The sequence below is a fragment of the Streptomyces sp. NPDC021356 genome (genome assembly GCF_040641015.1).
GTDB lineage: Bacteria > Actinomycetota > Actinomycetes > Streptomycetales > Streptomycetaceae > Streptomyces.
Genome location: NZ_JBFACU010000079.1, coordinates 1 through 10,970 on the forward strand (window position 1 = coordinate 1; position 10,970 = coordinate 10,970).

Consider the following 10,970-nt stretch of genomic DNA (forward strand, 5'->3'; position numbering starts at 1 on the left):
TGCTTGGCGACCGCGCGGTCCGAGCCGGCGTGCGTGGCTTCCTCGATACGCCGTCGCAGATCCGCGAGCTTGCCCGCGGTCGTGTGGATGTCGATCTCTTGGCGCTCTTCCGGCTCGGACATCGGGATCGCGGCTCCCTGCCTGCTCAAAAGGGGGGACGGTTACTCATCCGTAGAGTAGTGGGGGCCCCACTGTTCGGCAGTGCGGCGTTTCCCACACCTAGGGTGGGTTGCATGACGCCGCGAGATGCAGCAGACGACGACAGCCACGGCAGGCCCGGCCGGGGCGCCGGCTCCGAGGGGGCCGGCCGCTGGTCCGACCTCGACCGCCCGCCCCTGAACGCCACGGCGCTGCGGCGCGGACTGGTCCGGGAAGGCGGCCTGTGGTCCGAGCTGGAGGTGGTGCAGCGCACCGGCTCCACCAACGCCGACCTGGTGGCCCGCGCCGAGGCCGGGGAGGCCGCCGAGGGCGCCGTCCTCGTCGCCGAGGAACAGACCGCCGCGCGGGGGCGTCTGGACCGCCGGTGGACCGCCCCGGCCCGCTCCGGGCTCTTCTTCTCGGTGCTGCTGCGGCCGAGCGAGGTGCCCGTGGCCCACTGGGGCTGGCTGCCCCTGCTCACCGGGGTCGCCGTCGCCACCGGGCTGTCCCGGTCGGCCGGGGTCGACACGGCCCTGAAGTGGCCCAACGACCTGCTGGTCACTGTCGGCGGCGAGGAACGCAAGGCCGGCGGCATCCTGGCGGAGCGGGCCGGGGACGGCGGTGTGGTCCTCGGCGTCGGCATCAACGTCACCCTGCGCCAGGACGAACTCCCGGTGCCGCAGGCGGGCTCCCTGGCCCTGGCCGGGGCGGTGAGCACGGACCGCGACCCGCTGCTGCGCGCGGTGCTGCGCTCGCTCGAGGAGTGGTACGGGCGGTGGCGCGAGGCGGCGGGCGACCCGCTCGCCGCGGGTCTCCAGGAGACGTACGCGGCGGGCTGCGCGACCCTGGGACGTAGGGTGCGCGCCGAGCTGCCGGGCGACCGCTCGGTGGTCGGCGAGGCGGTCGCGGTCGACGGCGACGGCAGGCTCGTCCTCGCCACGGAGAACGGCGTGCAGGAGCCGGTGGGCGCCGGCGACATCGTGCACTTGCGGCCGGCCTGAGCACGGGGCGGCCGGGGGCTTCCGGGAGACCGGGGTCCGAGGCTTTCGGGTTTCCGGGAGACCGGGGTCCGAGGCTTTCGGGGAGCCCTGGGGATTCCGGGGGCGCGTGCCGCTCCCCGGGGTGCGTGCCGCATCCGGCGTGCGTGCGGCCTCGGGTGTGCGTGCGGCCTCGGGTGCGGGTGCGCGCCGCTTCCGGGTGCGGTTGCGGACTTCGCGCGGCGAGGGGCGTACGGCTTCCGCGGGGGCCGTGCTGTTCGGCCGCGCGGCGGGCGACGGCCCAGCTCAGCTCGCTCCTCGCACCGGTCTGACGGAGTGAGCTGGCGCACACCTGCCGTAGAGTTGAGGCCGGTCGATACCTGACCGTGACAGATCGGAAGGGCAGCAGGCGTGACCGTCGACGACACGGGCTCCGGCACGGAGGACGCGGACGGCCGGGTGGACCCCGACGCCGCCGACTCCGGCGAGGACGGCGAGGACCCGCTCGCGCTCCGTCTCGAACAGCTCATCCTGGGCGCCGAGCGGCGCTACACCCCCTTCCAGGCGGCCCGCAGCGCCGGTGTCTCCATGGAGCTGGCCTCCCGCTTCTGGCGGGCCATGGGCTTCGCCGACATCGGCCAGGCCAAGGCGCTGACCGAGGCCGACGTGCTGGCGCTGCGCCGGCTCGCCGGTCTGGTCGAGGCGGGGCTGCTCAGCGAGGCCATGGCGGTGCAGGTGGCCCGCTCCACCGGGCAGACCACCGCCCGGCTGGCCGAGTGGCAGATCGACTCCTTCCTGGAGGGGCTGACCGAGCCGCCCGAGCCGGGCATGACGCGCACCGAGGTGACGTACCCGATCGTCGAGCTGCTCCTGCCCGAGCTGGAGGAGTTCCTGGTCTACGTCTGGCGGCGGCAGCTCGCCGCCTCCGCCGGGCGGGTCGTGCAGGTCGCCGACGACGAGGAGATGGTCGACCGGCGCCTGGCCGTCGGTTTCGCCGACCTCGTCGGCTTCACCCGGCTGACCCGCCGGATGGAGGAGGAGGAGCTGGGCGAGCTGGTCGAGGCCTTCGAGACGACCGCCGCCGACCTGGTGGCCGCGCGCGGCGGACGGCTGATCAAGACGCTCGGGGACGAGGTGCTGTACGCCGCCGACGACGCGGGCACGGCGGCGGACATCGCGCTGCGGCTGGTCGAGACCATGGAGAACGACGAGACGATGCCGGAGCTGCGCGTCGGGATGGCGTTCGGCACGGTGACCACCCGGATGGGCGATGTGTTCGGCACGACCGTCAACCTCGCCTCCCGGCTGACGTCCATAGCCCCGCGCGATGCCGTGCTCGTCGACAGCGCCTTCGCCGAGGAGCTGATCCGGACGGGCGACTCCCCCGCCTCCGAGGCGGAGGCGGCCGAGGCCGCCGCCGCGGCGGAGAAGGAGGGCGAGGAACCGCCGGTGTACCGCTTCGCCCTGCAGCCGACCTGGCAGCGGCCGGTGCGCGGGCTCGGCGTGGTCGAACCCTGGCTGCTCACGCGGCGGGCCGACCCGGCGCAGTGATGGGGATCGGGTCCGGACTGTGGTCCGGGCCCGCGTGTCTGCTCCAGGGCCGGGGTCCGGCGCGTGGGTGTCGGGCACCGACGTGGGTCGATCGGGTCCGACGCGGGTCGATCGGGCACCGGCGCGGATCGATCGGGTCCGACGTGGGCCGATCGGGCACCGGCGCGGATCGATCGGGCCCGACGTGGGTCGATCGGCTCCGACGCGGGTCGGCGGGCGCCGAAGCGGGTCACTGCACGCCGACGCAGAGGCCGATGACCGGGACGCACACGTCGCCGTCGCCCCCGCTTCCCCTTCCCTTCCCGCCGCCGCCGGACGACGGGGGCGAGGTTGTCGGCGGTGCCTGCGGTGCCGGGGTGTGGGTGCCCGGGGCCGGTGCGTGCGGGGGGCGCGTGGTGGTGGGCGTGCGGGGTGTACCGGCGTGATCGCCGGGCTGGTTCGAGGTCCCGGGTCGGGGTGCCGGGGCTGTGGTGGGGACGCTCTCGGCGCCGGGCGGGCCGGCGGGCGGGAGCAGACCCGTGCCGTACGGGGACCGGCCGGGCAGTGCCGGATCGGTGCCCGGGGCCGCCACCGAGCCGGCGCCGCCCATGGGGAGGGGGGAGGAGGGGAGCACGGAGGGTCCGTTCCCACCGGTCCCGGCCGTCGCGGCCCCGGTGCCGGGGGCGGTGCTGGTGCCGGTGACGGCGACACCGTGCGACGGGCCGGCCGCGCCGGCCGCGTCGCCGTCCGGACCGCCGTGCCGGTAGGGCTCCGCCTCCGCGGCCCCGGGGCCGCCGTGCCCGTACTCCGGAGCCAGCCGTACGAGGCTCAGCACACCGGCCGCGAGAGCGAGGCCGCCCGCGGTGAGCAGCGCTTTGCGGGGCCGGGGCCGACGGTGCCGCCCGCGGACGCGCGGGCCCTGCGAGGGGGTGCGGCCACCGGGGCCGCCCGTGCCGCACGGGCTGCCGTCGGCCGTGGCTATCGCGTCCCGCGGCGCCGTGCCGGTCGTGTCCGTCCCCATCGCGCTCCTCCCCGATGCGCTCGCGCCCCCCGCTGCGCCGTGGCGAACGCACGTTATGCGGCGGCGTAGGGGTTTCGCCGGGGTTGGCCGGGATGTCACTCGAACGGGGTGCCGGTCCTCGACAAGGAACCCCTTTCCCCGCGCGGGCGCGGCTGAGATGATCGGGACAGGTGTTGTTAACCCGCGTTAACCGGGAGGGTGTCATGAGCGAGGAGCGGTTCGGGGAGTTCGTGCTGGTGCGGCGCCACGACCATGTCGCGGAACTCGTCCTCGACCGGCCCAAGGCCATGAACGCCGTGTCCACGGACATGGCCCGGTCGATCGCCGGGGCGTGCGCCGCGCTCGCCGCCGACCCGGGCGTACGCGTGGTCGTCCTGACCTCGTCGCACGAGCGGGCGTTCTGCGTCGGCGCCGATCTGAAGGAGCGCAACTCCTTCAGCGACGCGGACCTGTTGAAGCAGCGGCCGGTCGCGCGCGCGGCGTACACCGGCGTACTGGAGCTGCCGATGCCGACCGTCGCCGCCGTGCACGGGTTCGCGCTCGGCGGGGGGTTCGAGCTGGCGCTCTCCTGCGATGTGATCGTGGCCGACCGTACGGCCGTGGTCGGGCTGCCGGAGGTGTCCGTGGGTGTGATCCCCGGCGGCGGCGGTACGCAGCTGCTGCCCCGGCGGGTCGGTGCGGCCCGCGCCGCGGAGCTGATCTTCACCGCACGGCGCCTCGACGCGGCCGAGGCGCGTGAGATCGGGCTGGTGGACCTGCTGGTGGAGGAGGGCCGGGACCGCGCACAGGCGCTGGAGCTGGGCGGCCGGATGGCGGCGAACTCCCCGGTCGGCCTGCGGGCGGCCAAGCGGGCGCTCCGCTTGGGGCACGGGCTGGACCTGCGGGCCGGCCTGGAGGTCGAGGACGCGGCGTGGCGCTCGACGGCGTTCTCGGCGGACCGCGCGGAGGGCGTCGCGGCCTTCAACGAGAAGCGCGCTCCCCGCTGGCCGGGGGAGTGAACGCGCCGGCCCGCACCGGCCGTCCCCGTCCCGCCCCGGGGCCGTGATCATGGCCACTGACAGCCCCACCAATGTCCCGAAACAGGTAAAACCTCCCTAGCCTGGAGTGATGGGCGAGAACAGGCGGCTGGCCGCCGTCGTGGCGTTGGCACAGGGGATGGCCGCGGCGCACACCCCGCGGGAGTCGTGGCGTGCGGCGGCGCTCGGTGCGTGCCGGGCGCTGGAGGGGAGCTTCGCCGCGCTGTCGGTGTGGGAGCGCGAGCGCGGGCGGCTGCGGGTGCTGGTGAACGTGGGGGACCGGGCGCCCGAGGAGGAGGAGTTCCCGCAGGGCGAGGCGTACCCCGTGCACCAGTTCCCGGAGATCGCCGAGTTCCTGCACGAGCGGTGGGCCTCCGGCGGCGAGCCGGACGCATGGGTGGAGACGGCCGGCGGCCCGGCCGCGGGAGAGCCCGGCTACTGCCACCAGCGGGTCGCGGCGCTGCGCAGGCGCGGGCGGGGCTGCTGCGTGGTCGCCCCGATCGTGCTGCACGGCCGCGCCTGGGGCGAGCTGTACGTCGCCCGCTCGACCGGGGCCGCCTCGTTCGGCCGGGGCGACGCCGACTTCGCCACGGTCCTCGCCGCCGTGGTGGCGGCGGGCCTCGCGCAGACGGAACGCCTGGAGGAGGCCCACCGCCTGGCGTTCACCGACGCGCTCACCGGGCTCGCCAACCGCCGCGCCGTCGACGTACGGCTGGAGGAGGCCATCGAGCGGCACCGGGCGGACGGTGTCGTCGTCAGCCTCGTCGTCTGTGACCTCAACGGCCTCAAGCGGGTCAACGACACCCTCGGTCACGCGGTGGGGGACCGGCTGCTGGAACGGTTCGGCTCGGTGCTGTCCCTGTGCGGCGCGACGGTGCCGGGGGCGCTCGTGGCGCGGCTCGGCGGTGACGAGTTCTGTCTGCTCGCGGTCGGGCCGGCCGCCGACGACGTGGTCAAGGCGGCCGACGAGCTGTGCGGGCGCGCGGCCGAGCTGGAGCTGGGGGAGGGCGTCGCCTGCGGGGTGGCGTCGACCGGGGACGCGATCGGCCCGGTGTCCTCGGCCCGCCGGCTCTTCCGGCTCGCCGACGCCGCGCAGTACCGGGCGAAGGCGCTGCGCGCGGACCACCCGGTCGTCGCCGGGCGGGAGGGTCCCCGGGACCCGGTGGTCCGCCTGGCCGACGAGCCCTCGCCCGCCCCCGAGGCACCGGCCGAGCGGCGCCGCTTCCGGGGCCGCCGCCCGTGAGGTGCGTGCACTGCCCGTGAGGTACGTGGGCCACTGCCCGAGTGCGGCACGTGGCCCCCGCCGTCCATGAGGTACGTGGGCCGCAGGCCAGGCACTGCGTAAGGGGCACCCCCGGCACCCACTAGTGACATCGTCGCATTCACTGCGTACGCTCCTGAATATGGATATGCACACTGTGGTGGTGGGGACGTCCGGTGTCACCGCGTCCGACGTTCTCGCCGTGGCGCGCGACGGCGCCCGCGTCGAACTTTCCGGAGAGGCGGTGGCGGCCCTCGCGGCGGCCCGGGAGATCGTGGACGCGCTCGCGGCCAAGCCCGAACCCGTCTACGGCGTCAGCACCGGCTTCGGCGCCCTGGCGACCCGGCACATCAGCCCGGAACTCCGCGCCCAGCTGCAGCGCAACATCGTCCGCTCGCACGCCGCGGGCATGGGCCCGAGGGTCGAGCGCGAGGTCGTGCGTGCCCTGATGTTCCTGCGCCTGAAGACCGTCTGCTCGGGACACACCGGGGTCCGCCCCGAGGTCGCGCAGACCATGGCCGACGTCCTCAACGCGGGCATCACCCCGGTCGTGCACGAGTACGGCTCCCTCGGCTGCTCCGGCGACCTCGCGCCCCTCTCCCACTGCGCCCTCACCCTCATGGGCGAAGGCGACGCCGAGGGACCCGACGGCGTCGTGCGCCCCGCGGGCGAACTGCTCGCCGAGCACGGCATCCAGCCCGTCGAACTGCGCGAGAAGGAGGGCCTGGCCCTCCTCAACGGCACCGACGGCATGCTCGGCATGCTGGTCATGGCCCTCGCCGACCTCGACACCCTCTACAAGTCCGCCGACATCACCGCCGCCCTGTCGCTGGAGGCGCTGCTCGGCACGGACAAGGTCCTCGCGCCCGAGCTGCACGCCATCCGCCCCCACCCGGGCCAGGGCGCCTCCGCCGCCAACATGCTCGCCGTGCTCAAGGGCTCCCAGCTCACCGGGCACCACCAGGACGACGCGCCGCGCGTGCAGGACGCGTACTCGGTGCGCTGCGCCCCGCAGGTCGCCGGCGCCGGCCGGGACACCCTCGCGCACGCCCGCCTCGTCGCGGAGCGCGAGCTGGCCTCGGCCGTCGACAACCCCGTCGTCCTGCCGGACGGCCGCGTGGAGTCCAACGGCAACTTCCACGGCGCCCCGGTCGCCTACGTCCTGGACTTCCTGGCCATCGCCGCCGCCGACCTCGGCTCCATCGCCGAGCGCCGCACCGACCGGCTGCTCGACAAGAACCGCAGCCACGGCCTGCCGCCGTTCCTCGCCGACGACGCGGGCGTCGACTCCGGCCTGATGATCGCCCAGTACACGCAGGCCGCGCTGGTCAGCGAGATGAAGCGGCTGGCCGTGCCCGCCTCCGCCGACTCCATCCCGTCCTCCGCGATGCAGGAGGACCACGTCTCCATGGGCTGGTCGGCCGCGCGCAAGCTGCGCACGGCCGTCGGCAACCTGACCCGGATCATCGCGATCGAGCTGTACGCCGCCGCGCGCGCCGTCGAGCTGCGCGAGGGCCTGGCCCCCGCCCCGGCCAGCCGGGCGGTCATCGACGCCGCGCGCGAGGCGGGGGTCGGCGGTCCCGGCCCGGACCGCTTCCTCGCGCCCGACCTGGCCGCCGCCGACGCCTTCGTGCGCGAAGGCCGCCTCCTCGCCGCTGCCGAGACGGTCACCGGCCCGCTGAGCTGAGCCCGGACGGCCCGCTCCGGTGAGCCGGACGCTGCGTCCGGTGAGCCGGTGCGGGCCGGCCCGCGGGCGGATCAGGAGCCGAGGCGTTCCCGGCGTACCGAATACACCACGAAGCCCGCGCCCGCGGCGAGGAACAGCGATCCGCCGACGACGTAGGGAGTGGTGTCGACGCTTCCGGTGTCGGCCAGTTCCGTGCCGCCCGTGTCGCCGGCTTCCTCAGTACCCGTGCCGGTGCCGGTGCCGGTGCGTGTCGCCGTCGGCCCGTTCGCGGCCCTGTTCGCCGTCGTGTCCGCGACGCGTCCCTGCTGCGTGGCGCGTCCCTGATCCGTGGTGTGCGCCGTCGCTACCGCGTCGGCCACCGCTCTCGCCGGCGTGTCCCCCGTCGCGCTCGCGGAGGGGACGAACCACAGGGCGCCCAGCAGGGTGCCCGCGGCGGTGGCGGTCAGGAGCGTACGGCGAGCGGTTGACACGGAATATCGATCCCCTTGTGGCACTGGCGAATTGGCCGTGTGGGGCGATGTTAGTGAACGCCATGGGTCACAGGAAAGTCACGGGAGGTTTGAAGTACGGACTCCTGGAGGGGGTCGACCGTTCCATAACGTTTTGTGTAGATTCGCACGCGCCCTGTGGGCGAGCGGCGTGCCTGTGACGGAAGACACGGATCCGCTGCCGAAGGGCGGGAGGGTCCGGTGCGTGCCGGTCGGCGGGGTGCGTGGCGGTGGCCTGGGCGCGCGGCCGCTTCCGCGCTACCGCCGGGCGCCACCCCGCCGCACCGGGCCTGACCCCGCCCGGCCGGCGCAGGAACCCGGCGAGGACGGCGGCGAAAGGTCCCCGCGAACCGCTTCGCGCATCCCCCGCGCGCGTCCGCCCGTCCCCCGCCGACGTGGCGAGGCACACACTTGGGCGCCCTGGGGAACGGGACGAAACGGTCGTAGCGTTGATGATTCGCGACGGGGGACACAAGGGGTCTTGGGGAATACGGCAACGATGGAGAAGCGTGTGATGACGAACAGCAAGCGGCACAAGGCCCTGATGGCCTCGTCCGCTCTGCTCGGCGGTGTTCTGGTGCTCTCGGCCTGTTCCGGCAGCAGCAGCGCGGCCGGCGGGAACGGCGACGACGCCTCGCAGGCCACGACGGACAAGGCCGCGGCCCAGCAGACGTCCGAGGCCCAGATCAAGATCACACCAGGGGACGGCTCCGACAACGCGTCCATCAACAACTCCGCCGCCGTCACCGTGGCCAAGGGCACGCTGACGGACGTCACCATGACCACCGCCGACGGCAAGGCCGTCAAGGGGCAGATATCGGCGGACAAGACGAGCTGGAAGCCGAGCGCCCAGCTCGCCCGCTCCACCACGTACAAGGTCGCCGCCACCGCCACGGACGCCAAGGGCCGCGCCGCCCACGAGAACGCCTCGTTCACCACGGTCGCCCCGGCGCACAGCTTCATCGGCACCTACACGCCGGACAACGGCACCACCGTCGGTGTGGGCATGCCCGTCTCGATCAACTTCGACAAGGCGATCACCAACAAGGCGGCCGTCCAGAAGGGGATCACCGTCTCCTCCTCCAGCGGCCAGGAGGTCGTCGGCCACTGGTTCGGCGCCAACCGCCTCGACTTCCGCCCCGAGCAGTACTGGAAGGAGGGTTCCAGCGTCACGCTGAAGCTCGACCTCGACGGCGTGCAGGGCGCCCAGGGCGTCTACGGCGTCCAGCAGAAGACGGTCACCTTCCACATCGGCCGCAACCAGGTCTCCTACGTCGACGCCAAGACCAAGCAGATGAAGGTCAAGCAGGACGGCAAGACCGTCAAGACCATCCCGATCTCCGCCGGATCCCCCGAGCACACCACCTACGAGGGCGCGATGGTGATCTCGGAGAAGTTCACCCAGACCCGGATGAACGGCGCGTCGGTCGGCTTCAAGGACTCCGACGGCAAGGGCGAGTACGACATCAAGGACGTACCGCACGCCATGCGCCTGACCAACTCCGGCACCTTCATCCACGGCAACTACTGGGGTGGACCGTCCCTCTTCGGCAACGCCAACACCAGCCACGGCTGCGTCGGCCTGCAGGACAAGAAGGGCGCGAACGACCCGAGCATGCCGGCCGCGTGGTTCTACAACCACTCGCTGATCGGTGACGTCGTCGTCGTGCAGCACACCGGCGACAAGACCGTCGCCCCGGACAACGGCCTCAACGGCTGGAACATGAGCTGGTCCCAGTGGAAGGCCGGCTCCGCCGCCTGATCCGCGCAGCGGCCCCTGCCGATGCCGCCCCTTCCCGGGGCGGCATCGGCCTTTTCGGTTCAGCCCCGCGGCGTCACGCCGGCGACGCCGGGCTCCCGCTTCCCGACCGCGCCGCGTCCGCGCCCCAACTGGCCAGCAGACGCAGCGACTGCGCCGACGGGGAGTCGGGCTCGGCGTGGTAGACGACCATGGTCTGCTCGGCGTCGTCGGCGAGTTTGAAGGACTCGTAGCGCAGGGCCAGCTCGCCCACCAGGGGGTGGCGCAGCCGCTTGACGCCGTGGCTCTTCTCCTTGACGTCGTGGGTGGCCCACAGGCGGCGGAAGTCCTCGCTCTTGACGGACAGCTCACCGACGAGCGCCGACAGCCGTGGGTCGTCCGGATAGCAGCCGGCCTCCATGTGCAGCGCGCACACGATGTCGATCGCCTTCTGCTCCCAGTCGACGAACAGGTCCCGGTGGACCGGGTTCAGGAAGGTCATGCGCGCCCAGTTCCGCTCCGCCGCGGGCAGTTCGGACCAGTCGCCGAAGACCGCCGCCGCCATCCGGTTCCACGCCAGCAGCTCGGCGCGCCGGCCCACGACGTACGCCGGGACGCCTTCCATCGTGTCGAGCAGCTGCCGCAGCGAGGGCCGCACGTGCTGGGTCGGTGCCGTCTGCTTCTTCTTGTGCTTGGGCTTGGCCAGATGGGTCAGGTGGGCGTGCTCGGCGTCGGTGAGGCGCAGCGCGCGGGCGATGGAGTCCAGTACCTCGGCGGAGACGTTGCGGCCGTTGCCCTGTTCCAGGCGGGTGTAGTACGCCACCGAGACCCCGGCCAGCTGGGCCAGCTCCTCGCGGCGCAGACCGGGCACCCGGCGGTGGCGTCCGTAGTGCGGCAGGCCCACGTCCTCCGGCTGGAGCCGGGCCCGGCGGGTGCGCAGGAACTCGCTCAGCTCGGCCCGGCGCTCCAGCCCGGCACCGGCACCGGCGCCCGCTCCGGCACCGGGACCGGCCTCCGCACCGCCGGCCCGGGCACCGGCCTCCGCACCGGGACCGGCTTCCGCGCCGCCGGCCCGGGCGCCGGCCTCCGCACCGGGACCGGCTTCCGCGCCGCC

At 74.1% G+C, this 10,970-nt stretch carries 9 protein-coding genes; 6 read left to right on the forward strand and 3 right to left on the reverse strand.

Annotated elements, in window-relative coordinates; genetic code table 11:
* Window positions 1-233: 233 nt before the first annotated feature.
* Together AB0G56_RS41485 and AB0G56_RS41490 are read left to right on the forward strand one after the other, a co-directional pair.
* A complete protein-coding gene (locus tag AB0G56_RS41485; protein WP_360981335.1) occupies window positions 234-1,139 on the forward strand; it encodes a biotin--[acetyl-CoA-carboxylase] ligase in 906 nt (301 codons plus the stop codon).
* Window positions 1,140-1,526: 387 nt separating this feature from the next.
* Complete coding sequence (locus tag AB0G56_RS41490) at window positions 1,527-2,666, forward strand: adenylate/guanylate cyclase domain-containing protein (protein ID WP_360981338.1); 1,140 nt, start codon at window positions 1,527-1,529, stop codon at window positions 2,664-2,666.
* 229 nt (window positions 2,667-2,895) lie between these two features.
* On the opposite strand, the gene AB0G56_RS41495 is transcribed toward AB0G56_RS41490, so the two are convergent.
* On the reverse strand, window positions 2,896-3,666 hold the full coding sequence (locus AB0G56_RS41495; protein WP_360981341.1) for a hypothetical protein: 771 nt from the start codon (window positions 3,664-3,666) through the stop codon (window positions 2,896-2,898).
* Between the two features lie 203 nt (window positions 3,667-3,869).
* Here AB0G56_RS41495 and AB0G56_RS41500 point away from each other — a divergent pair, with 203 nt between their 5' ends.
* The 3 genes from AB0G56_RS41500 to hutH all read left to right on the forward strand — a co-directional run bounded on the left by AB0G56_RS41500 (window position 3,870) and on the right by hutH (window position 7,630).
* A complete protein-coding gene (locus AB0G56_RS41500) occupies window positions 3,870-4,664 on the forward strand; it encodes an enoyl-CoA hydratase-related protein (protein WP_360981344.1) in 795 nt (264 codons plus the stop codon).
* A 109-nt stretch (window positions 4,665-4,773) separates the two neighbouring features.
* Complete coding sequence (locus tag AB0G56_RS41505; protein ID WP_360981347.1) at window positions 4,774-5,925, forward strand: GGDEF domain-containing protein; 1,152 nt, start codon at window positions 4,774-4,776, stop codon at window positions 5,923-5,925.
* A gap of 166 nt (window positions 5,926-6,091) precedes the next feature.
* The gene (gene hutH / locus AB0G56_RS41510) at window positions 6,092-7,630 is read left to right on the forward strand and encodes a histidine ammonia-lyase (protein ID WP_360981356.1); all 1,539 of its coding nucleotides are present in this window, start codon (window positions 6,092-6,094) and stop codon (window positions 7,628-7,630) included.
* Between the two features lie 71 nt (window positions 7,631-7,701).
* Here hutH and AB0G56_RS41515 read toward each other — a convergent pair whose 3' ends face one another.
* Window positions 7,702-8,100 (reverse strand): LAETG motif-containing sortase-dependent surface protein, encoded by a 399-nt coding sequence (locus AB0G56_RS41515; RefSeq protein WP_360981350.1) that lies wholly within the window; start codon window positions 8,098-8,100, stop codon window positions 7,702-7,704.
* Between the two features lie 532 nt (window positions 8,101-8,632).
* Between AB0G56_RS41515 and AB0G56_RS41520 the strand changes: the two genes are divergently transcribed.
* Window positions 8,633-9,880, forward strand: coding sequence for an Ig-like domain-containing protein (locus AB0G56_RS41520; RefSeq protein ID WP_360981353.1), 1,248 nt, complete (start codon window positions 8,633-8,635; stop codon window positions 9,878-9,880).
* 73 nt (window positions 9,881-9,953) lie between these two features.
* Here AB0G56_RS41520 and AB0G56_RS41525 read toward each other — a convergent pair whose 3' ends face one another.
* On the reverse strand, window positions 9,954-10,826 hold the full coding sequence (locus tag AB0G56_RS41525) for a helix-turn-helix transcriptional regulator (protein ID WP_360981359.1): 873 nt from the start codon (window positions 10,824-10,826) through the stop codon (window positions 9,954-9,956).
* Between the last annotated feature and the right edge of the window lie 144 nt (window positions 10,827-10,970).

What these genes read in the sequence shown, in the direction of transcription:
- AB0G56_RS41485 (WP_360981335.1), top strand. Translation starts at nt 234, where the DNA reads ATGACGCCGCGAGATGCAGCAGACGACGACAGCCACGGCAGGCCCGGC.
- AB0G56_RS41495 (WP_360981341.1), bottom strand. Translation starts at nt 3,666, where the DNA reads ATGGGGACGGACACGACCGGCACGGCGCCGCGGGACGCGATAGCCACG.
- AB0G56_RS41500 (WP_360981344.1), top strand. Translation starts at nt 3,870, where the DNA reads ATGAGCGAGGAGCGGTTCGGGGAGTTCGTGCTGGTGCGGCGCCACGAC.
- AB0G56_RS41505 (WP_360981347.1), top strand. Translation starts at nt 4,774, where the DNA reads ATGGGCGAGAACAGGCGGCTGGCCGCCGTCGTGGCGTTGGCACAGGGG.
- hutH (WP_360981356.1), top strand. Translation starts at nt 6,092, where the DNA reads ATGCACACTGTGGTGGTGGGGACGTCCGGTGTCACCGCGTCCGACGTT.
- AB0G56_RS41520 (WP_360981353.1), top strand. Translation starts at nt 8,633, where the DNA reads ATGACGAACAGCAAGCGGCACAAGGCCCTGATGGCCTCGTCCGCTCTG.